The 20,992-nt window shown below is 57.7% G+C and carries 17 protein-coding genes and 1 tRNA gene; 12 read left to right on the top strand and 6 right to left on the bottom strand.

Annotated features, from left to right (window positions below; translation table 11 throughout):
• Nucleotides 1–52: 52 nt before the first annotated feature.
• From aroC to C1711_RS01645, 6 genes are all read right to left on the bottom strand, one after another.
• Nucleotides 53–1,189, bottom strand: a complete 1,137-nt coding sequence (aroC, locus tag C1711_RS01670) for a chorismate synthase (RefSeq protein ID WP_102337501.1) — start codon at nt 1,187–1,189, stop codon at nt 53–55.
• A gap of 9 nt (nt 1,190–1,198) precedes the next feature.
• Nucleotides 1,199–2,515, bottom strand: coding sequence for a 3-phosphoshikimate 1-carboxyvinyltransferase (gene aroA / locus C1711_RS01665; protein ID WP_102337500.1), 1,317 nt, complete (start codon nt 2,513–2,515; stop codon nt 1,199–1,201).
• On the bottom strand, nt 2,509–3,648 hold the full coding sequence (aroB, locus tag C1711_RS01660) for a 3-dehydroquinate synthase (protein WP_102337499.1): 1,140 nt from the start codon (nt 3,646–3,648) through the stop codon (nt 2,509–2,511). Before aroB ends, aroA begins: the two co-directional genes overlap by 7 nt.
• Nucleotides 3,649–3,764: 116 nt before the next feature.
• The gene (locus tag C1711_RS01655; RefSeq protein WP_324761434.1) at nt 3,765–4,709 is read right to left on the bottom strand and encodes a prephenate dehydrogenase; all 945 of its coding nucleotides are present in this window, start codon (nt 4,707–4,709) and stop codon (nt 3,765–3,767) included.
• Between the two features lie 5 nt (nt 4,710–4,714).
• Complete coding sequence (gene aroF / locus C1711_RS01650; protein ID WP_102337498.1) at nt 4,715–5,743, bottom strand: 3-deoxy-7-phosphoheptulonate synthase; 1,029 nt, start codon at nt 5,741–5,743, stop codon at nt 4,715–4,717.
• A gap of 270 nt (nt 5,744–6,013) precedes the next feature.
• Nucleotides 6,014–7,075, bottom strand: coding sequence for an MBL fold metallo-hydrolase (locus C1711_RS01645; protein WP_102337497.1), 1,062 nt, complete (start codon nt 7,073–7,075; stop codon nt 6,014–6,016).
• Between the two features lie 139 nt (nt 7,076–7,214).
• Between C1711_RS01645 and C1711_RS01640 the strand changes: the two genes are divergently transcribed.
• From C1711_RS01640 to C1711_RS01585, 12 genes are all read left to right on the top strand, one after another.
• On the top strand, nt 7,215–7,937 hold the full coding sequence (locus tag C1711_RS01640; RefSeq protein WP_159060021.1) for a helix-turn-helix transcriptional regulator: 723 nt from the start codon (nt 7,215–7,217) through the stop codon (nt 7,935–7,937).
• A 66-nt stretch (nt 7,938–8,003) separates the two neighbouring features.
• Nucleotides 8,004–8,080, top strand: a tRNA-Arg gene (locus C1711_RS01635).
• A 63-nt stretch (nt 8,081–8,143) separates the two neighbouring features.
• Nucleotides 8,144–10,978 (top strand): HAD-IC family P-type ATPase, encoded by a 2,835-nt coding sequence (locus C1711_RS01630; protein WP_102337496.1) that lies wholly within the window; start codon nt 8,144–8,146, stop codon nt 10,976–10,978.
• On the top strand, nt 10,975–12,036 hold the full coding sequence (locus C1711_RS01625) for a zinc ribbon domain-containing protein (protein ID WP_159060020.1): 1,062 nt from the start codon (nt 10,975–10,977) through the stop codon (nt 12,034–12,036). Before C1711_RS01630 ends, C1711_RS01625 begins: the two co-directional genes overlap by 4 nt.
• A 109-nt stretch (nt 12,037–12,145) precedes the next feature.
• Nucleotides 12,146–12,685: a peptidylprolyl isomerase gene (locus C1711_RS01620; RefSeq protein WP_102337494.1), complete on the top strand. Its 540-nt coding sequence runs from the start codon at nt 12,146–12,148 to the stop codon at nt 12,683–12,685.
• Between the two features lie 48 nt (nt 12,686–12,733).
• Entirely contained in the window at nt 12,734–14,008 is a 1,275-nt protein-coding gene (locus tag C1711_RS01615) for a tetratricopeptide repeat protein (protein WP_199824823.1), read from the top strand.
• 129 nt (nt 14,009–14,137) lie between these two features.
• Nucleotides 14,138–15,169 carry a rod shape-determining protein gene (gene mreB / locus C1711_RS01610; RefSeq protein WP_102338516.1) on the top strand — a complete coding sequence of 344 codons (1,032 nt, stop codon included), beginning with the start codon at nt 14,138–14,140 and terminating at the stop codon, nt 15,167–15,169.
• A 78-nt stretch (nt 15,170–15,247) separates the two neighbouring features.
• Complete coding sequence (gene mreC / locus C1711_RS01605; RefSeq protein ID WP_102337493.1) at nt 15,248–16,159, top strand: rod shape-determining protein MreC; 912 nt, start codon at nt 15,248–15,250, stop codon at nt 16,157–16,159.
• Between the two features lie 9 nt (nt 16,160–16,168).
• Nucleotides 16,169–16,726, top strand: coding sequence for a rod shape-determining protein MreD (gene mreD, locus C1711_RS01600; RefSeq protein WP_102337492.1), 558 nt, complete (start codon nt 16,169–16,171; stop codon nt 16,724–16,726).
• A gap of 9 nt (nt 16,727–16,735) precedes the next feature.
• Entirely contained in the window at nt 16,736–18,787 is a 2,052-nt protein-coding gene (gene mrdA / locus C1711_RS01595) for a penicillin-binding protein 2 (RefSeq protein WP_102337491.1), read from the top strand.
• 9 nt (nt 18,788–18,796) lie between these two features.
• A complete protein-coding gene (locus C1711_RS01590) occupies nt 18,797–19,978 on the top strand; it encodes an FtsW/RodA/SpoVE family cell cycle protein (RefSeq protein WP_102337490.1) in 1,182 nt (393 codons plus the stop codon).
• Between the two features lie 84 nt (nt 19,979–20,062).
• Nucleotides 20,063–20,992, top strand: a complete 930-nt coding sequence (locus tag C1711_RS01585; RefSeq protein WP_199824822.1) for a hypothetical protein — start codon at nt 20,063–20,065, stop codon at nt 20,990–20,992.

Raw genomic sequence — 20,992 nt, 5'->3', positions numbered from 1 at the left:
TTGGCTGGTTAACACTTGTAAGGAAGTGGCAGACATACAGACCTCTGAATGTTTACCGGACAGTGTTTGCCTTGCAAACGTTTGGGTTTGCAAGGTCGAGCACAGGATTCTCGAGCATCGCGTCCAGCAGGGCGAGGGCGCATGCCGCTTCGGCAACCGGCACTGCGCGTGGGACGATGCAAGGGTCATGGCGGCCATGGACTACTAAATCAGCATCCTCACCTGCGGCTAAATCGACACTATGCTGGGGCATGCCGATGGAGGGTGTGGGTTTGACCGCCATCTGCCAGACGATGGGCATGCCGGTCGTGATGCCGCCTAGAATGCCACCGGCGTTGTTGGTCTGCGGCGCAACCCGGTCCTCGACCATCCGATAAGCATCGTTGTTTTGAGAACCGCGCAGGTAGGCGGCGCTAAATCCGGCTCCAAAATCGATACCCTTAACGGCGGGGATGCCGAACGCGATGCGCGCGATACGGTTTTCGATACCGTCGAACATGGGGTCGCCTAGACCCGCGGGAACGCCGTATGCCGCACATTCGACGACGCCGCCCACGCTATCGAGGTTGTTCTTCGCTTCGAGGATACACGCGTGCATGTGCTCGGCTGCTTGTGCGTCGATGCAAGGGAGCGGATTGGAGAGAATCGCCTTAAGCTGCGTTTCGTCGAGTTCAAGATTGTTGAGCGCGGTGTCGGGAATGCCCTCGGGTCCCAGGTTTGCGATATGGGCGGCGATGCGGATCCCCTTGGTTTCGAGCGCTTGCAGCGCGATGCCGCCGGCTATGCACAGCGGCGCCGTCAGGCGACCGGAGAAGTGCCCGCCGCCCGCCACATCTTGGAATCCGCGGTATTTCACCTGGGCGGGGTAGTCGGCGTGTCCCGGGCGCGGAATGCGGCGCAGCTCGTCGTAGTCGCGGCTGCGCGTGTTGGTGTTGCGGATAATGGCGGCGATGGGGGCGCCATTGGTGTACCCGTCGGTCACGCCGGCGATGATCTCGGGGATATCACCCTCACGCCGCGCGGTGGCGGTGCCGCTCCTGCCGGGTGCGCGACGATTCAAAAACGCCTGGAGGCGCTCCATGTCCACGGGAATGCCCGCGGGGATGCCGTCGAGCGAGCATCCGATGGCGGGGGAGTGCGATTGACCGAAAATCGAGAGATGCAGCACGTTGCCGTATACAGAGGCCATGGGCGTCTCCTATTCGTCGATGAGCTCGACCTCGCCGCCGAGCAGGCGGTAGTGGTCGAAGAATGCGGGATAACTCTTATTCACGGCTTCGGCTCCGAGGATCTCCACAGGGCCGTCGCAGCGAATGGCGGCGACGGCGGCCATCATGGCGATGCGATGGTCGTTGTGGCTTTGCACGCGTCCGCCTGCGAGGCGCTCGCGTCCTTGGATGACGAGAGAGTCGCCCTCGACGCGCACATCAGCCCCGAGGTTGTTGAGCTCTTGCGCAGTGGTCATGAGGCGATCGGATTCTTTGATGCGCAGGCGCGCGCAGCCGGTGATCCTGCTCTCGCCTTCGGCGCAGACTGCGACGGCGGAGAGCACGGGGACCAGATCGGGGATGTCGTGTGCATCGAGCGTGATGCCGCGCAGGCGGTCAGGACGGATGGTCGAGGATTGCGCATTGCGGCGTCCTTTGGCGCCGAACAGCATGAGGGCGGCGTTGACGGCTCGATCACCCTGCACCGAAGCGGCATCCACGCCGCGTACGGTAACGGCATGGTCTCCCAGGGCTCCCGCGCACAGCCAAAACGCGGCGTTTGACCAGTCCCCTTCAACGGCGATCGCCCCCGGCGTGCGATACGTCTGCTCGGGTACCGTGAATTCGGTGAGTGACAATCCACCCGGCGTCGCCCCCGTTTCAATCTCGACGGTGACGCCAAACGATTCGAGCACATCGAGCGTGAGGTCGATGTAGGGACGGCTTTCGAGCGTTCCCGTGACGGCGATTTGCGTGGTGCCGCCCATGAGTGGCGCTGCGAGCAGCAAGCCGGAGATGTACTGCGAGCTCACGTTGCCGGGAAGTTCAAAACGGCCGGGGCGTAGGCGTCCCGAGGTTCGCAAGGGGAACGCACCCAGTCCCTCAAGCGAGCAGCCGCCCGCGATGAGCTCGTCGGAAAGCGGTGCGAGCGGGCGCTCGCCCAAACGTCCTGCTCCCACGAAGGTCGCCTCTGCGCCGAGGGCGCAGGAGACGGGCAGCATGAAGCGCAGCGTGGAACCGGATTCCCCGCAGTCGAGCGTACCCCCGCAAAGAGCCTTGAGCAGCCCGTGTTCCACGCTTTTGGGCATGGGGTGCACATCGTAGCCCGCGGGCGTCACGTCGATGCGGGCGCCGAGGGCTGTAAGGCAGCGGATGGTCGCATCGATGTCCGCACAGGTGGTAGCCGAGGTCACATGAGTGACGCCATTGGCCAACGCCGCGGCGATGATGATGCGGTGCGCCATCGATTTCGACGCGATGGCGGGAACCGTTCCAGCAAGCGGGCGGGGAGTGATGCGCGCTAGCATGCGTCCTCCTCTGTAGAATCGGGATGAGCGAGGGCTCGTGTGCAGGCAAGTCCGACCTCAAGGATGCGACGGAACTCGTCAAGCGGCGTGACCTGATGGGATACCGTGCCGATCTCGCGGGGGACAATCAAGTCGATGGTATCGCCCGAGCGTTTCTTGTCGTGTAGCGCCTCGGCATAAATACGTTCAGATGTCGCGGTGAAATCAAGCGAAAGACCATGCGCTTGCAATAAAGCGCAAAGGCGTTCGGGAACATCCTCGGCGCAGACATCGGCTGTCACGCTTGCGCTGGCGATGGCTACCATGCCGATCCCCACACAGGTGCCGTGACCCAGGCGAAAGCCCTCGGCGGCTTCAACGCCATGCCCGATGCTGTGGCCGAAATTCAACAGTTTGCGCAGGTTCGTTTCGCGCTCGTCGGCAACGACCACCGCACGTTTGATGTCGATGTTGCGGGCAATGAGGTACGCCACGCGGCCCAAATCGCTTTTAAGGAGCGCCGGTGTGAGCGGGGTGCGCTCGAGTTCCTCGAACAGCTCGGCATCGGCGATGGCGGCGTGTTTGACAACTTCACCGCAGCCGTCGGCAAACTGCTCATCGGTGAGGGTGCCCAAGCACCCCACGTCGACAATGACAGCCTTGGGCTGCCAAAATGCGCCGGCAAGGTTTTTACCGGCCGAGAGGTCGATGGCGGTTTTACCGCCCACCGATGAATCCACCATGGCAAGCAGGCTCGTCGGGATCTGCACGAAGTCGATGCCGCGCATATAGGTCGCCGCGGTGAAGCCCGCCATATCGCCCGTCACGCCACCGCCCAGAGCGATGATGACATCGCTGCGGGTGAGCTCTTCCTCAGCGCAGCGCTCGAGGAGTATCTCAAGCGTGGAGATGCGCTTGTTCGCCTCGCCTGCTTCAAACGTGGCAACGGCAACGGTGAGCCCCGCTGCGGCCAAGCTTTCCTGGACAGGCGCGGCATAGAGCGGGCCCACGTTCGAGTCGGTGATGATGAGCGCGCGCTCGGCGCGAGGGCACACGGCATGTGTGAAAGTCCCGGCTTCTTCCAGCAGAAACGTGCCGATGTGTACCTGATAGGGCTGGGGCGTGTCAATGTCGAGGGTGTAGGCGGTTGCCATAAATCCTGCTTTCATGCATGGGTCGAAGGGATGAATACGATACGTGTTCGGTCAACAGGCGCCCGAGATGCAACGGGTGGAAACCTCTGCGGGAACACAGTGCGGGAAATGCGGCGCTATGCCTCCTGCTCCCGTGTGTCGTCGAGAGCGCGTTTGATGCGATCTCCCTCAGCGAGCAGCTTGCGCAGGCGATTGGTGTCACGCGCGTCCAGTGCGTCGCGCACGGCGCCGAGGTTATCGATGATCGTAGTGAGCTCAAAGCTGAGGTTGTCGGCATCGTCCATCATGAGCTCCGACCACATCTGCGGGTTGAGGTGCGCCACGCGGGTGAGGTCGCGGTAGCTTCCCGCAGAAAAACCATGGTGCTCCTGCGCCGTGGGGCTTTTCACGTAGGCGTTTGACACCACGTGTGCGAGCTGGCTCGTAAACGCGATGACGCGGTCATGCGTGTTCGGCGTGGTGACGGAAAACGATCCAAAACCGCAGGGTTTTAGCAGCATATGGACGCGGTCGAGCAAATTGAGGCGGTCGATATCCGCAAACACGGGCGGCACGAGCACCATGGGAGCTCCGCAGAACAGGTCGGCGCGTGCATGGGCAAAGCCCGAAAACTCCGTGCCTGCCATGGGATGCGCCCCGCAAAAGGCGAAGCCGTATTGCTTGGCCAGCTCAAAGGCCTCATTACAGACGTGTTCCTTTACACCGGCAGTGTCGATGACGAGCGGTCCCTCGTGCACGGGGTCGGTAGTTGCGCGTGCGAGCGCCTCTGCGTGACGGCGTAGCCAATCGAGGCATGCCTCGGGATACGCGGCAAGTACGATGAGATCACAGGTGCCGAGCGTCTGGTCATCCAAGACGCCGGCGATGGTGTCGATGCGGGCGAGGTCCATGGCGTCCGAGTTGGGGTCATACGCCAGCACCGTCGTCCCCGCCGCGGCATAGGCGCGTGCAAACGATCCGCCGATAAGGCCCAGCCCCACGACACCGACGGTCACGCTGCCCGCCAGATTGCCAGAAGGGAATTCTTCAAGGGATGCGTGTTTGTTTGCGGGTACCGTCACGGGTCTTATGCCTCCTCAGTGCGCTGTTCGGCAATGACAGCGCGGATTGCGCGGATACGATCCATGGCGCGGTCAAACTGGTCGGGCGTGAGCGCCTGCGCGCCATCTGACCAGGCGTTCGCCGGGTCGTCATGAACCTCGATTTCGAGTGCGTCGGCACCGGCCGCGCACGCTGCAAGCGCCATGGGCTCAACGTAGCGGGTGTATCCGGTTGCGTGGCTTGGATCTGCAACGACCGGCAGGTGAGACAGGTTGTGCAGGACGGGTACCGCGTTGAGGTCGAACGTGTTGCGGGTGCGCGTCTCAAATGTGCGGATACCACGTTCACAGAGCATCACATGGTCGTTACCCTCGCTCATGATGTATTCGGCTGCCATGAGCAACTCGTCGATGGTGCCGGCGATGCCGCGTTTGAGCAGCACGGGGGTGTTTGTCTTACCTACTTCTTTGAGAAGGTTGAAGTTCTGGGCGTTGCGCGCGCCGATCTGCATGACGTCGATGCCCTTGTCGACGAAGATGGGGACGTCGCGGACATCCATAACCTCCGTCACGATGGGCATACCGAGCTCGGCTTTTGCCTCGAGCAGCAGGTCGAGACCGCGTTCACCCATGCCCTGATAAGCGTAGGGGCTGGTACGTGGTTTGTAGGCTCCTCCGCGGAGCATGGTGGCACCGGCCGCCTTTACACGGCGGGCGATATGCAGGAGGTTTTCGCCCTCAACGGAGCAGGGACCTGCAATGACCTGGAAATTGCCGCCTCCGATTTTGATGCCACAGCCAAAATCCACAACCGTATCGGCGGGGTGGAACTTGCGATTGGCCTTCTTAAATGGGTCGGATACGCGCTGCACGCGCTGGACGACATCGATTGACTCGAGCAAGAAGGGGTCGATTTTGGTGGTGTCACCCACAAGGCCGATGATCGTCTCGTTCTCACCGCGGCTCACATGGGCGGTGAGCCCCTTTTTCTCGATCCAAGAGACGATGTGCCCGACGGCTTCCTCGGATGCGTCCTTGCGAAGAATGGCGATCATGGTGCGATCCTTTCCGGCGTATGCCGGAAATGCCCGGCGAGCTGCATAGTTGAGATGCACGTTAGTGTACCGCAGCGTTCGGGCATTCCGCCGCGCGCGGCTGGATTGCAACAAAGGGGACACGGGTTTGCAGCAGAGATGAAAGAACGATGCTTCGTGATTCTTGTTCATGTTGTCCAAATGCGAGCAAGCCCCCTCCATCCTGTCGATGAAAGGGGGTTTGCATTTTTGTGATTTAGACGCTGCAAAGTTTAAACGCCATTGGCCAGGCTACTTTGTTTGATCTTTGTCTTCGGTGATGATTACGATGTCATCGTCAAAGCTGTAATGACGGTATCCATCGTCTTCGACGGTGTATTCATTTGCGCTTCCGTCCATTATTTTGTCCATGTTGTTTGCTACATCATTAATCACGTTAACGTTGGTCACGATTTCGTTGTGGCCCGTGCACAGAAAATTGATATCCATTGGTGCGATTGTTTCTGCGAGTTTATGGAGAGACGAAGCATAGATTTCCACATCAGCGTCAGCTGAGAAGGCGTATATATCGTCAGGATAATAGGTATCCCCGGAGAACAGGATGCCATTTTCTCGATCGATGAAGCAGCAGGAGTCAGAGGTGTGGCCAGGTGTATGAACGACGCTAAGGGATCTTCCTCCCAAGTCAATCGTATCTCCGTCTTTAAAGGTACCGGCCGGCTTCACTCCCTTGATTTCGAAGTCTTCAAAGGCCATGCCATCGGGCAGCCCATTTTTGAGCGCTTCCTCTTCGACCTCATATGTCACATCTTCAAATTCGTCAATTCCGGTCTCTAAGCGTTGACGAGCATCATCGGAGTCAAAGCACCAGACGTCATCGAACTCGTGGGCGCCGCCGATGTGGTCATGGTGGGTATGGGTTAGGAATACGGTTATGGGCAGGTCGGTCAGCTTGTCAACAACAGGCTTGATTGGGCTGATGCCCAGGGTGGTGTCGATGAGAGCCGCTCGATCCTCGCCGATTACAAGGTAGACAATGTCTTCCTCCCACTGGGAGGTATCCTCGATAGCATAGACATTGTTGGGGAGCTCGTATACGGTGTACCAGTCGGACACATCGGACACGTCAATCTCTTCGAAGTTCGACCAGCTTTCACGCGGCAGCTCGTCGTACCATGCCGCGCTTGCGCTGACGCCTTCGGTAGAAGATGCCGTAGACTCCTCACCTGTCGTCGCGCTTCCCACGCTTTGGTTGCCAGTGCATCCCATGAGGGGGAAAGCGCCGAAGATAAGACAGAATGTGAGCAGTTTGATTGAGATTTTTTGCAGGCGGTTTGTTCGCATGTTTCCCATGGCAGTTTCCTTCCTTCCTTCATGCTCCTTGCGCGCACGAATCGAAGATACCTTGGATCTATCTTTTGGAACATCGGCCCAATGTGCTATTTTTCTTCTAGATCAATTGATGTATGTGGGCAGTGCGAAGGGAGTATATATGACTGGTTTTGAAAAGGAGCTCGCCAATCTTGGCTGCGCACTCATCCAGACGCGTGACTTAGATGGTTTTGCGTATGCTCTACTGAATGCTTGCCCTCATATTGTGCATTGTGACAAAACATGGCTTAGCTTTGCGGGTCTTGCTGCGTCTGGTGGCGGCTTTCCCTCATATTCAAACACCCTTACAGATGATGAAATCAACGCCTACTACCGTGATTTTGCAATCGACGATTACACCGCTTGGTATCTACGAGACCCCGAGGTGCGCGCGTATAGGGATTCTGAGGTTGTTTCGCCTGCCATGCAGGAACGTTCTGCCATTTTTGAGCATTGGGTCAAACCGATGGGCATGTATTGGTTGGGTGGTTTTGTTCTTCGGATCGACAGAGAATGCGTCGGCGATTTTCTGATTATGCGCGCCAAAGAAGTCGGTGATTTTTCGGACGAGGAGCTCGAAAAGCTTGAGCTCGTGGCCAATCTTGCGGAATCTTGGCTTTGCTCCAATCGTCTTGCTATAACCGAGGCAAGCCCTGTCGGCAACCTTACGGACCGTGAGGCGGAGGTGTCCAAGCTCGCAGCACAGGGCGTGGGTCTTCGACAAATCGCTGACGAGCTTTGTATTTCTTATGCCACGGTGCGTACACATCTTGCCAACGTCTATTCAAAGCTTGGTGTTCATTCTCGTGTGGAACTTTCTCGCAAAATCAAGGATCTCCTCTAGCAATCGCTTTTCTTGTTGAATTGTGATTCTTCAGATAAAGCTCGGGTATACTAGGGCGCGTGCCGTGCCCTGTTAGCTCAGTGGATCAGAGCGTCTGCCTCCGGAGCAGAAGGCCGTAGGTTCGAACCCTATACAGGGCACCAGTTGGTTTTTCGGGTCGTGAGCATTTTGCTTGCGACCTTACTTATATATGGGTGAGGAGTCGTATGCCGGACACCGCAACCAGCCCCTTTACCGAGCGCGGACTTTCCGCCGCCGAGGTGGAGCAGCGCATCGCGGAGGGCAAAATCAACGTAAACACTGAGCTCAAGACCAAGTCGGTCAAAGAGCTGGTGATTGAGAACGTCTGCACGTTGTTCAACCTCATCAACGTGATCCTCGCCATCCTCGTGCTTATCACCGGTGTGTGGAAAAACCTCACGTTCCTGGGAATCGTCTTCCTCAACACCGCAATTGGTATCGTGCAATCTTTACGCTCCAAGCGCATGGTCGACAAGCTCACGTTGCTTGCCTCGAAAAAGGCGGTCGCGCTGCGCGATGGGCGGGAGGTTGAACTTGAGCTTGACCAAATCGTGCTTGATGACCTCGTGCGTCTCGGCCGAGGCGACCAGATACCCGCCGATGCCGTGGTAGTCGAGGGCGAATGCCGTGTCAATGAAAGCTTGCTCACCGGCGAGAGCAATCCCATCTTTAAGCAGTCGGGCGACGAGCTCATGTCGGGCAGCTTCATCGATTCCGGTCTCGTGCTGGCGCGTGTCATCCATGTGGGCGCCGACAACTATGTTGCACGAATCAACAACGAGGCTAAGTACGTCAAAAAGGTCAATTCGCAAATCATGAACGCGCTGAACACCATCGTTCGGTTTGCGTCGATTCTCATGATTCCCTTAGGTTTGGCCCTGTTTTATTCCAGTCTTCATGAGGCGTACCTGCTTTCGCATCCCGTAGGCGTCGATTTTGCGGGTTGGCTGTTCTCCGGATCGGATGCCTGGACCTCTATTTCCGCGTCGATCCTCACCACGGTCGCTGCACTTTTGGGCATGATTCCCCAGGGCCTCGTGCTCCTTACCTCCTCGGTACTCGCCATCGCGACCATTCGCCTTGCACGGCGTAACGTGCTGGCGCAGCAGCTGTATTGCATCGAGACGCTCGCACGTGTCGATGTGCTTTGCCTGGACAAGACGGGCACCATCACCTCGGGCCACATGAAGGTTGCGGGCGTCTATGTCGCTGAGGGTGATGAGGCGGTTTCCGTAAATCGTTCCTCTTCAGATTCCGCCGCTCTCGTGAATACGGCGCTTTGCAGTATCGCGCAAGCTACCTCCGCTGATGCGAACGAAACCTGCACGGCCATTCTCAAACACTACAGCACGCATGAAGCCGAGACGCTTGCTCCTACGCGCGTTATCACATTCGATTCCGCCAAGAAGTGGAGCGGCGCCTCGTTTGGCACGGAACATTACGTGATGGGCGCCGCGCAGTTCGTGCTAGGCGGCGCGACCTTCGCGCGTTTCGAGAACGTGGTCAACAGCCTCGCAAGTTCCTCTCGCGTGCTCGTGATCGCAGCGGTGGACGGTTATACCGATGAAGGCGATATGATCGGCACGGCGCGCCCCTTGGGCTTCGTGACCATCCAAGATGAGATTCGCACATCTGCGCCCGAGACCATTCGGTACTTCTGCGAGCAGGGCGTTACGCTCAACGTGATTTCCGGAGACGATCCGCGCACAGTTTCGTCGATTGCCAAGGTGGTGGGCATCCCTGGTGCGGAGACGTTTGTGGATACGACCACGCTTGACACGCCTGCGAAGCTCGACGCTGCCGTTGACAAATACCACGTATTCGGACGCGTGACGCCGCAGCAGAAGCGCGAGCTTGTGGTCGCCCTGCAAAAACGCGGCCACACCGTTGCCATGACGGGCGATGGCGTTAACGACGTGCTTGCGCTCAAGGAGGCGGATTGCTCCGTTGCCATGGCCGCCGGTTCCGATGCGGCGCGCAACGTAGCGGAAATCGTGCTCGTGGATAACGACTTCGCCTCGATGCCCGCGGTTGTGGCGGAGGGCCGTCGCTCCATCAACAACCTGCAGCGTTCTGCGGCGCTGTTCCTCACCAAAACGCTCTTCTCCATGGGTCTTGCCGCCATTTGCGTCATGCTGCCGCCGTATCCGTTCCAGCCCATCACCATGACGCTCATCAACTTCTTCTGCATCGGTTTCCCGAGTTTCGTGCTCGCCCTGGAGCCGAATCATGCGCGCGTGAAGGGCTCCTTCCTTTCCAACGTGCTCAAAAAAGCGCTGCCCGCGTCGGTCGGAGTTCTTGTCTCGACGCTGCTTTGTATCATTTCGTCTCAGGTTTTCGGTTTTTCCGAGTCGATGCTCTCGACCATGTGCCTGATTTCCACCTGTGCGGTGGGAACAGCGCTCATCTGGCGTATCTCGGTGCCGTTTACGCCTCTGCGCATCGCCGTGTTGGTGATTGTGGTTGTGGGAATTTGCGTCGGCGTGGTCGTGTTCCCGCGTTTCTTCTCGATTGCCCGCGTCGAGTTGGGACCGGCGATTCTCATGCTCGTCTTCGCGGTTATCGGCTGTGTCCTGTTCTTCCGCCTTGCCCAGGTGATGGAGCGTGTGCCAGAACGCTCGACTCAGCGCGCCACAGGTTTTGGCCGTGGCGTACGGGTGAGTGTGAAGCGCAACGGACGTGGCAAAGTGAGTTCCACGGGAACGAGCATGCAGCGCTTTGTCGATCGCATGGTCGCTAAACGTGCGCGTCGCGTGCGCGATCGCACGCAATCAACTCCGTCGGTACCTGCTGATTCTTCGCGTAAGAGCCATGCCTCTGTGCAGGATCGCGTCGTTTCTGCATCGAATAAACCTGCAAAAACGACTTGTGAGTCGATTTCAACAGATAACGAACGGGTAACCCGCGGAAGTACTCCCGTCCCGGAAAAGGGTCGCGGTGATAAAGTAGGATTCCATTTGACGCAAACCAGTGGCGGCATTCATGTGAAGATGCCCTCGGCACGGAAGAAGAAACGATGAGTGGATCTCAGTTTATATACTGCGAAGGCTGTGGTGCTCGTCTTGATCCGCAAGATCGCAGTTGTCCTAAATGCGGTCGACCTGCTCCGGGTATCCTGTCCGCAGATTCCTCGGCGCATGATCTTGCGGCTGGCAAAACGGCGAGCTTCCCCAAGCTTTCACAGGAGCTGATTGAAAGTTCGATTCCCGCCCCCTCTTCGGACTTTTCCAGTCATGCAAGCCCTTCATTTGATGAGCAGGCTACCGGCGTGCTCGATAGAGCGGCTTTGGAGGGAGCTTCTGTATCCGAGCGCAAGAAACCTCATAAGGGACCCCGTTCGACACGTGACTCTGTGGCGGACGATTCCGAGTCCTTACAACGTAGGCGTTCGCTTCATCGTTGGGCCATTGCCGCGGTCGTGGCGTTGTTGGCTGTCGGCGTCGGTTTGTTCGCGTTGATTGACCCGCTCCATGTCATGCCTGAGGTGTACGACGCGTTTGAGCAGGCTGCCTCTGATGCATTCCCGAGTCGTCAGGAACCACAGGACGGCGCGGAGCAGGCGATGGATGAGGATGAAGATGACACCGATGCCGCAGCGGCGCCCGACCTCTCCGATGCCACGTTGAGCGAAGATGCCGCTTTTGAGAAGCTGACGGAGATCTATCAAAGGATCCGCGGCTTCGAGGATGACCTTGGTCCGGTGGTCGATAGCTACAACGGCTACTATATTGCGTATGATTTGCCAAAGCGAAAAGAGCATGCTCAAACTGCGTATGACTTGCGCGATAGGATTACGCAAACCCAAGACGAACTCTCCAACCTCAACCTTGCACAGGATTCGGCTTACAAAGAGGATGTCGAGCATCTCCAACAGCTTGCAACGTGGATGTACAACCGCGTTGACGTGCTGTGCCGCTCATGGGACATCTCGCTCGCCATTCCGGAAGGCGAATATCCCTCCGATTCACAGGACGAGATACTAGCTCCGTTGCGTCATGTCGAGAAGGTCGATGGTAAGGCGGTCGACGTTCTCGAATATGAGCGCAATGTCATCCCTTGGGAGCCGCATCAGAAGTAATGCGAGCGCGCTCGTGTTCACCGTGTGCGTGGAAACACTGTAAAACACGGGTGTATACGCTGTTTCTTGCTAAAATATCGGAAGTATGCCTAAAGACAGGGGGACCGCTATGTTCCAAAAGACGCTTCATACACCCGAGTATCAGCTCGCCGGTGACGAGGTCGCTATCATCGAAACCACGCAGGGCACGATTCGCGTACGCCTTGATTGCGATGGTGCGCCCATTCACGTTGCCAATTTCTGCGAGCTCTCGGTTATGGGTTTTTACGACGGCTTGAAGTTCCATCGTTACGTTCCGGGTTTCGTGATTCAGGGTGGTTGCCCCAACACGCGCGACATGACGCGCGAGCAGGTTGCGGCCGGCCAGGTTGGTCCCGACGGGCAGCCTGGTACGGGTGGTCCCGGCTGGTGCATCAAGGAGGAATACTCCACCAATCCGCGCAACAGCCATGAGGACGGCGCACTTGCCATGGCACGCTCAATGAATCCCAACTCCGCCGGCTCTCAGTTCTATTTCTGCTTGGGTCCTCAGCACGGCCTCGATTCCGGATATACCGTGTTTGGATTCACCCTTGAAGGTAAGGATGTCATCGCTAAGCTGCGTGCTGGTGACGAGATCTTGCACGTTGAGATTGCGCACGAAGCGTAAAACCTTGCATACCGACACTCCATACGCTGCATAAACAAAGGAGCTCTCGTGGATAACCAAGCATTGCAACAGGCCCAGCAGGCATACCGTACCGGCGACTTCGCTACCGCAGCGCAGATGTTCAGCGCTGCAAAGGCTCCTTCAGAGCTGGCAGGCGAGGTCGATCATCTGCGCGGTAATGCCCTCATGCGCATTGGCATGTATGCCGACGCGGCAGATGCCTATCGCTCGGCTCTTGCCGATACCGCATACGGCAAGCGCGGAGCTCTTCTCACCAACCGTGGCAAAGCCCTTGTCGCCGCCGGCAATCTTCCCGGCGCCGTCGAATCTTTCTCCGCGGCAACGCAAGATGCAAGCTATGCCACCCCGTATAAGGCATATTTGGGTTTGGGTGGCGCCCTTGAGAAGCTCGGCAACTTCACCGAGGCTGGTGTCGCGTATCGTCAGGCGGCCATTGACGGCACGAATCCCGCTCCCGCGGGTGCCCTTTCAAGCCTCGGTGAGTGTTTTGTCAAGCTGGGGCGTCCCGAAGACGCTATCGAGGCGTATCGCACCGCAGTCGACTTCGCCGGCCCGCGCGATGACGTTCGTGCCATCAATGCAGGTCTCGGTCTTGCCTATGTTTCGTGCAACCGCCTGACCGATGGCATCGACGCGTTCAACGCCGCAGTCGCCGATGGCATCTACCAGCTATCCGAGGAGCAGCAGGCTGCGTTTGAGCGTGCTCAAGATACCATGTCGGCGAATGCCGCCATGATGCTGATGGGCAACGGGTATCAAGGCGGCGTCGATCCGCTCGATCCGCTTGGTCAGTCGGGTAACTTCATGCCCGATCCCTCCGATACCGGCTTTTTCACGCTGAGTGAATCCGAGATGATCCAGCAGGATCGTTCGGAGACCAAGGTGCGCCGCAAGAAGCGCCACACGGGCCTCAAGGTGTTCATCGCCGTGCTCGTCGTGCTCATCCTCGTGTTGGGTGGTCTGGGCTTTGCATATACCCGTGGTTTCGGCTTCCCCTCGCAGCAGGATGTCCTCACCAAGCTGTTCGACGCCGTTTCCAATGACGAGGACGCAACCCAGTACCTTGCCTCCAATATGGATGACAGCACCAAGTCCATCCTTGTCGCTTCTATTCCCTCCGGTGCGACGCCGACCATCGAGGGCATGGATGCCTCTATGAGCACCACTGAGGCGACGGTCACCGTCGAGCTCGAGCAGGGTGGAACCATGCGTTACGAAGTCGACTTCGTTCGCGAGGGTATCGGTTGGGCTGTCTCGAATATCTCCACGGACTTCAACGTGGGTACCGTTACCACCGAGTAGATGGACTTGCCGTGCGTATCCCTGCTCGTACTCGCATGGGTGGGGGAGCGCACGTTACACTTCTAAAGCGAGCTATCTTAATTGCGTTCGAGCGCATGAACATACGTAGGAGCTATTTTGTTCTCATTCATGGATACGTTTTTCGGCCAGTATGACGGCGATCTTGCGATTGACCTCGGTACAGCCAATACGCTGGTTGCCGTGCGTGACAAGGGCATCGTTATTCGCGAACCCTCCGTCGTCGCCATCGATAAAAACGATGAGCGCATTCTCGCCGTCGGCATCGAGGCCAAGCGCATGCTCGGCCGTACGCCGGGCAATATCGTTGCCGTGCGTCCGCTCAAGGACGGTGTCATCGCAGATTTCGACGTGACCGAGGCCATGCTCCGCTATTTCATCGATAAGGCGAGCGACAGGCGCTACCCCTGGACGCCGCGTCCTCGCGTGGTGGTGTGCGTTCCGTCGGGTGTCACTTCGGTCGAAAAGCGTGCAGTTTTCGAGGCGACTATTCAGGCAGGCGCGCGTCAGGCGTATCTGATCGAGGAACCCATGGCCGCCGCTATCGGCGCCGATCTTCCCGTTGAGGAGCCCACGGGGTCCATGGTCATCGACATCGGAGGCGGCACCACCGAGGTGGCGGTTATCGCCATGGGAGGCATCGTCGTATCGCAGTCCATTCGCGTCGCGGGCGACGAATTCGATCAGGCGATTTTGCAGCACGTCCGTGATGTTTACAATCTCGCTATCGGCGAGCGCACTGCGGAGGACATCAAGATCAAAGTCGGTTCCGCCGTCCCGCTTAAGGACGAACTTGACGTCGAGGTCAATGGCCGCGATGTCATTTCCGGTTTGCCGAAAACCGTGCGTATCGAAAGCGAGGAGATCCGCCGCGCGCTCGATAAGCCTCTTGATGAGATGGCGAAGGCCGTGAAGGATGCGCTCGACGCCACGCCGCCCGATTTGGCATCCGATCTTATGTATTACGGCATTCTGCTCACGGGTGGTGGCGCACTGCTGCGCGGCCTTGACGTGCGTCTGCGCGACGAGACCGGTGTCGCGGTGAACGTAAGCCCCACTGCCCTCGATAACGTGGTCAATGGATGTGCGCGCGTGCTTGAGGCCAACGCATTCGACGGCGGTTTTGTTCAGAGCAACGCATAACGGGAGCTGTTCGTGTCGAGGAAACCCAAGTACTCCTCAAATTTGCATAGTCGGCAACAATCAACGGGTGGACGCCCGTTGATTGTTTTGTGCCTCATTTCCGTGCTTCTGCTCACGTTCTACATGCGTGAGGGAGACGGGGGCCTGGTTCATTCGCTGAGGTCTGCGGCGATGACCATCACCTCTCCCGTTCGCGAGTTGGGCTCGATTGCCGCCTCTCCGTTCAACGCATTGGGTAACGCCGCGTCAAACGCCTCTGCGTCATCCGAAACCCTCGAAGAGCTTCGCGAGGAAAACAAGCGCTTGACTGCTCAGGTGGCAGAGCTGACTGAGGCCCAACATACGGCCGAGCGTCTTGAGGAGCTTAATAATCTTCAAACCGAGTACAAGCTGGTATCGACTCCCGCTCGCGTCATTGGGTCTGCGGGAAACGCCTGGTCGAGCTCGGTGATTATCGACAAGGGAAGCAAGGACGGCTTTGAAGTCGGCATGCCGGTCTGCAATTCGGGCGGTGTTATCGGTCAGATCGTCGAAGTATCTGCCACGACGTCGACGGTGCGCTTGATCACCGACGAGCAGTCGAGTGTTTCCGCCATGGTTCAAATCTCACGTGCACAGGGCATGCTCGCCGGTCAGGCGGATGGTACGCTGCGTCTGCAATATGTTGTTGCGGATTCCGAGGTTGAAGTCGATGACATCATCGTCACATCCGGTTTGGGCGGTGTCTTCCCCAAGGGCCTTCCTCTGGGTACCGTTTCTTCGGTTGATCGCTCTGCGAACGATGTGTACTACACCATCGTGGTCCGTCCTTTCTCCCTTGCGGAGAACAACGAGGAAGTTCTCGTCATCACGTCGATTGACGACAGCCAGGTCGCCAACGATGAGGACGTGGCGAGTGCGAATAAGAATCCTCAGGGCACTTCCGCGGCAGATGCGAAGAGCTCATCCGATGACGACTCCGATTCGGTTGATGACGGGTCAAATGGATAGGAGGTAGACATGGCGTTGGAGCTTCAGAAAACAGGGCGCAACAACCGCTCTCTCATCATTACCAGCATCATTGCCGCCTTCTTGCAGGTCGCCTTGGCGCCGCAGCTTTCAATTTTGGGGGGTAGCATTAATTTCATGCTTGCCTTGACGGCAACAATCGCTATCGGATGCGATTCGCGCACGATGGTGTACGTCGGGTTTTTCGCCGGCCTGTTTTTCGACCTGACCTCGCTTGTTCCCATCGGACTCATGACGCTGCTACTCACCTTATTGGGCTATGTCGCGGCCTCGATATCGCGCGGCATCGCCCCTGGGTTTTCAATGGATGCCCTGCGTATCGTATGTGCGGGCGTACTTATTGTTGAGGTGCTGTATAGCGTCCTTCTCTTTTTCATGGGGGTGCAGACAAGCTTTTTCGTCTCACTTGGACATGGATTGAGCGGTGCTCTGTTGACCATCCTCGTATGTGCGGTCTTTCTGTTCGTGAGCGGAGCGGGGAGTTCCTCGAACACCTTTGGCCGCGGCGGTGTTTCGTCGGGCGGCATGCGCTTCAAGGGCTCGCGCTAGGTGCCTGTCATGGATGCTCAGCTAATCGTCATCATAGCCGGCGGCCTGCTTGTCGCGGCGATTATCGGTTCGTTGGTGTTCCTTCACGGTCATAACGGTCGATTTACTTTCGACACTAAAACGGGAACACGTCCACGCGCTTTGGAGGGGGAGGGCAATACCACCGCCGTTTCCTCTAAGGGCCGTTTCAAACTGCTCACCGCTGGCGTCGGTGCCGTTTTTGCCGCAATCTTCGCCAAGCTTTGGAGCATGCAGATGGTCTCTTCAGACTATTACGACAAGCTCGCGGAGCAAAATCAAACGCGCACCGTTACCACGCCCGCGCCGCGTGGACGTATTCTCGACCGCAACGGCGTGGCGATTGTGGATAACCGACCTGCTCTTGCCGTGGTCGCCTACCGCGATCTTGCAGAAGATACCGTTACCGTTCGTCACCTTGCCAACGTGCTCGGCATGCCCTACGTGGCGGTGCTTCGTAAAATCCAGGACAACACCGAAGGAGCTCAAAGTCCCCACACTATCGCGACTGATGTACGTCGTTCCACGGTTGCCTACATTCAGGAGCATCAAGAGCAATTTCCCGGTGTGTCCATCGCGGAGCGAACTGAACGCGCCTACCCTTATGGCTCTCTTGCCTGCCATGTTGTCGGTTATACGGGAACGGTGACGCAGGAGCAGCTCAAGGCGCAGGAAGAACTCGATGAAGATCAAAAAGCAGGTACAATCACCTACCAATCGGGTGACGTTGTGGGACAAGCGGGCGTTGAATACTATTACGAGAGCTTGCTTCAGGGCATTCGCGGTGAGCAAACCGTAAAAGTCAACGCAGGCGGCAATGTGACGGCGCAGGCCGGCGCTGTTCCTGCGGAACCGGGCAGCGATATCAGGCTCACCATCGACATAAAGATCCAACAGGCATGTGAAGAGGGCCTCAGGTTGGGTATGGAAACCGCTCAGCGGGTGGGTGATCCCGGCAATGCAGCTGCATGCGTGTGCATCGACTGCACGAATGGCGAGATCCTCGGTATGGCAAGCGCGCCCGCCTTCGAACCATCTGCGTTTGTGGGCGGTATTTCCTCAGATTTATGGAATGAGCTCAATAAAGAAGACGGTGACCATCCGCTTATCAATCGCGTCATTGCGGGCTCATATCCCTCCGCGTCTACCATTAAGCCGCTGAGTGCTATGGCAGGCATCGAATACGGGGTGTATACGGCCGATATGACCTCGAACTGTGCGGGTTGGTGGACGGGTCTCGGTGAGGCTAACGGTAAATGGTGCTGGCTGCACGCCGGTCATGGTACCCGCGATCTCGAGACGGGCATCCGCGATTCCTGCGACGCTGTTTTTTACGATCTTGGCAAGAATTTCTATTACGACAAGGAGAACCCCGAGGGACTCCAGGAGATGTTCCGACGCTTTGGACTTGGGTCGACGACCGGTGTCGATTTGATTGGTGAGGCAGAAGGCCGTGTTCCCGATGCCGCGTGGAAAGAAAGCTATTTTAAGGACTGGTCTTCCGACGAGCGAGCTTGGAATGCGGGCGACTCGACGAATATCGCCATCGGACAGGGCGATATCCTCGTCACGCCGATCCAGATGGCGCTCGCCTATTGCGGCATCGCGATGAACGGCGTGGAATGGCGTCCTCACCTGCTTCTTTCTGCGGTTTCCCGCGATGGCGAGGGTGATGCGTACGAGTTTGCCCCCGAGAAGCGTTTGACTGCGGAGCTTAAACATAAGGATGCGCTCACCGTTGCGCAAAATGGCTTGCATCGCATGATCTATGAGGAAAGCTCGAGTGTCGCCCGTCAGTTCCAAAGTCTGCCTGTGCAGGTTGCGGGCAAGACGGGTACCGGTGAAAAGACTGGCGAGTCGCTCTATGGTTGGTTTATCACCTATGCGCCGTTTGAGGACCCCAAATATGTCATCGCCAGCATCGTCGAACAGGGCGGCTTTGGTTCCGTTTGCGCCCTTCCCGTCGTTCGTACCGTTTTGGGTGCGATTTACGATTGTCCGTCCGAGATCGACTTCTTGGACACGACGGATCAGTCGAGGTAGGTGAATGGTATGTCGCAGGATAGTTTGAAGCGCGTGAACAAGCGCATGGTTTCCAACAAAAGCACGTTGAGGCAAAACGTCAACGTTCCGTTGTTTGCCGCATGGGCTGGCCTCATCCTTTACGGCGCGTTCACCATTTGGACCGCCTCGTTAACCATCGCCGACGCGTCGTTTACCCGTCAGTTGTTCGGCATTGCGCTCGGATCGGTGCTGGCGTTTATCTGCTGGCGCTCGGATTTCTCCGGCTTGGCGAGCATGACCACCGTCTTGCTGGTAATCGACCTTATCGTTTTGTTCAGCCCATATTTCCCCGGTTTGTCATATCGCGCCAAGGGAATGACGGGATGGATCAAGATCCCTCTCATTGGATTGACGTTCCAGCCGATCGAGCTTGCCAAGCTCATTACGATTTTTTATATGGCATCTCTGGGCGCCCAATATAACGGGCGAATTGACGATGTGCGAGAGTACGTCAAACTGTGCGGCATGCTTCTTATTCCGTTTGGAGGGGCACTCGCGGCAGGTGACCTTGGCTCGGGTCTCGTCGTGTTTTCCTCGGGCGCTGTCATCATCATGATGAGCGGGCCTCGCAAAGAGTGGGTTTTGTGTACGATCGCCCTGTTGATCGGTTTTGTTTCCATCATGCTCGCTGCCGACTCCGTACTTGACGGACTGCTTGGGCACGATGTCCTGCTCAAGGAATATCAGATGAATCGCCTGCTCGTCTTCATCAATCCCGACGCTGACACCTCGGGTGCGGGATACAACCTCAAGCAGTCGCTTATCGCAGTGGGGTCTGGCGGGTTTTTCGGCAAAGGTATCGGTAACGCATCGCAGGCGGGCGAGGGGTTTTTGCCCGAGGCCCATACGGACTTTGTGTTCGCGTTGCTTTCCGAGGAATTCGGTTTTCTCGGCGCCATGCTTTTACTTGCGCTTTACGCGACACTTATCATCTCGACCATTCGCGTCGCACATCGCTCGGACTCCCTTTTCCTTCAACTTGTTTGCTGTGGCATTGTGGGTATGTGGACGTTTCAACTCCTCGAGGAAGTCGGTATGTGCATCGGGCTCATGCCCATCACGGGTATCCCGCTGCCGTTTATCAGTTTCGGTTCAAGCTCGATGCTGATGCAATGCGCGGCCTTTGGTATTGTTCAATCGATTTGGCGCTCGCATGGAAAGACGCTGTAGCGCTTGTTTGTTCGGATGGGATTTTGACGCGGTTCTCGTGCAAAGCGCATATTCGGTTTTTCTCAAGACGGAAAGGAGACAACGATGAACATTCCTTTCGATAAGGTGGTTAGCACGTTCAAACTCGGTGCGTCCGTGCAAGGTGACGCCGACACGCCCGTACGCGTTGCGGTTTTCGTTGACGAGAATGCCACGCCCTTTTTGATTGAGACTATTCGCGATGCCTTTGTGCCTCGAACGACTGCGGCGCTCGTGCGCGTGGCGCGTCTGAGCGCCGAGCCGCTCACGGTGAAGCCCGACACCGATGTTGCCCTGGTGCTTTCCTGTGGGTCTTCGTATCTGCAAGAGCAGGTGCAGTCCATTGTGATTGCAGGCATCCCTACGGCGATCATCTCCGAGTCAAGTGTCGAGGTTCCCTTCGTTCAGCAGGACAATCGCATGCTGGGTCTTATCGCCGCTACGGACGAGGTACACCTGCTCGATACCCTTGCTCGTTGGATTCTCGACCGTACTGAAAAATCCACGGCGTTTGCCGCAAACTTCCCCTTCATGCGTATCGCCGCCGCTAACCGCATCATTTCATCTGCCGCTATGGGGAATATGGTTACCGGCGCCCTGTTCTTCATCCCCGGTGCTGATTTTCCCGTCATGACCGCCGCACAGATGGGCATGATGCTGCAGCTTGCGGCCGTATTTGGAAAACCGCTGCGCATCGAGCGAGGATACGAGGCCGCTGCCATCTTTGCCGCCGCACTCGCTATGCGTGCGGTGACGCGCGAGCTTGTCAAACACGCGGGGCACGCGGGTTTTGCGGTAAAGGCACTTATGGGCGGTGCGGGCACATACGGTGTCGGCCGAGCCCTCTGTGCGCTTTACGAACGCGATGTCGATTACACGCGTGTTAACGAGGCGATTCGAACCGCTTATATGTATGTGAAGGATGCCGTTGGTGCCGTGAAGGACATGCGTGACGGGCAGAGTTCCGCGTCCACATCCGTCGTATTGGCAGACTAG

This window comes from Collinsella provencensis (genome assembly GCF_900199705.1).
GTDB lineage: Bacteria > Actinomycetota > Coriobacteriia > Coriobacteriales > Coriobacteriaceae > Collinsella > Collinsella provencensis.
Note: the sequence above shows the minus strand (reverse complement) of the source record. Positions and strands in the feature narration are given on the sequence as shown.

What these genes read in the sequence shown, in the direction of transcription:
- mreD (WP_102337492.1), top strand. Translation starts at nt 16,169, where the DNA reads ATGGCGTTGGAGCTTCAGAAAACAGGGCGCAACAACCGCTCTCTCATC.
- aroA (WP_102337500.1), bottom strand. Translation starts at nt 2,515, where the DNA reads ATGCTAGCGCGCATCACTCCCCGCCCGCTTGCTGGAACGGTTCCCGCC.
- C1711_RS01630 (WP_102337496.1), top strand. Translation starts at nt 8,144, where the DNA reads ATGCCGGACACCGCAACCAGCCCCTTTACCGAGCGCGGACTTTCCGCC.
- C1711_RS01585 (WP_199824822.1), top strand. Translation starts at nt 20,063, where the DNA reads ATGAACATTCCTTTCGATAAGGTGGTTAGCACGTTCAAACTCGGTGCG.
- C1711_RS01620 (WP_102337494.1), top strand. Translation starts at nt 12,146, where the DNA reads ATGTTCCAAAAGACGCTTCATACACCCGAGTATCAGCTCGCCGGTGAC.
- mreB (WP_102338516.1), top strand. Translation starts at nt 14,138, where the DNA reads ATGGATACGTTTTTCGGCCAGTATGACGGCGATCTTGCGATTGACCTC.
- C1711_RS01590 (WP_102337490.1), top strand. Translation starts at nt 18,797, where the DNA reads ATGTCGCAGGATAGTTTGAAGCGCGTGAACAAGCGCATGGTTTCCAAC.
- C1711_RS01640 (WP_159060021.1), top strand. Translation starts at nt 7,215, where the DNA reads ATGACTGGTTTTGAAAAGGAGCTCGCCAATCTTGGCTGCGCACTCATC.
- mrdA (WP_102337491.1), top strand. Translation starts at nt 16,736, where the DNA reads ATGGATGCTCAGCTAATCGTCATCATAGCCGGCGGCCTGCTTGTCGCG.
- C1711_RS01645 (WP_102337497.1), bottom strand. Translation starts at nt 7,075, where the DNA reads ATGGGAAACATGCGAACAAACCGCCTGCAAAAAATCTCAATCAAACTG.
- aroC (WP_102337501.1), bottom strand. Translation starts at nt 1,189, where the DNA reads ATGGCCTCTGTATACGGCAACGTGCTGCATCTCTCGATTTTCGGTCAA.
- aroF (WP_102337498.1), bottom strand. Translation starts at nt 5,743, where the DNA reads ATGATCGCCATTCTTCGCAAGGACGCATCCGAGGAAGCCGTCGGGCAC.
- C1711_RS01625 (WP_159060020.1), top strand. Translation starts at nt 10,975, where the DNA reads ATGAGTGGATCTCAGTTTATATACTGCGAAGGCTGTGGTGCTCGTCTT.
- aroB (WP_102337499.1), bottom strand. Translation starts at nt 3,648, where the DNA reads ATGGCAACCGCCTACACCCTCGACATTGACACGCCCCAGCCCTATCAG.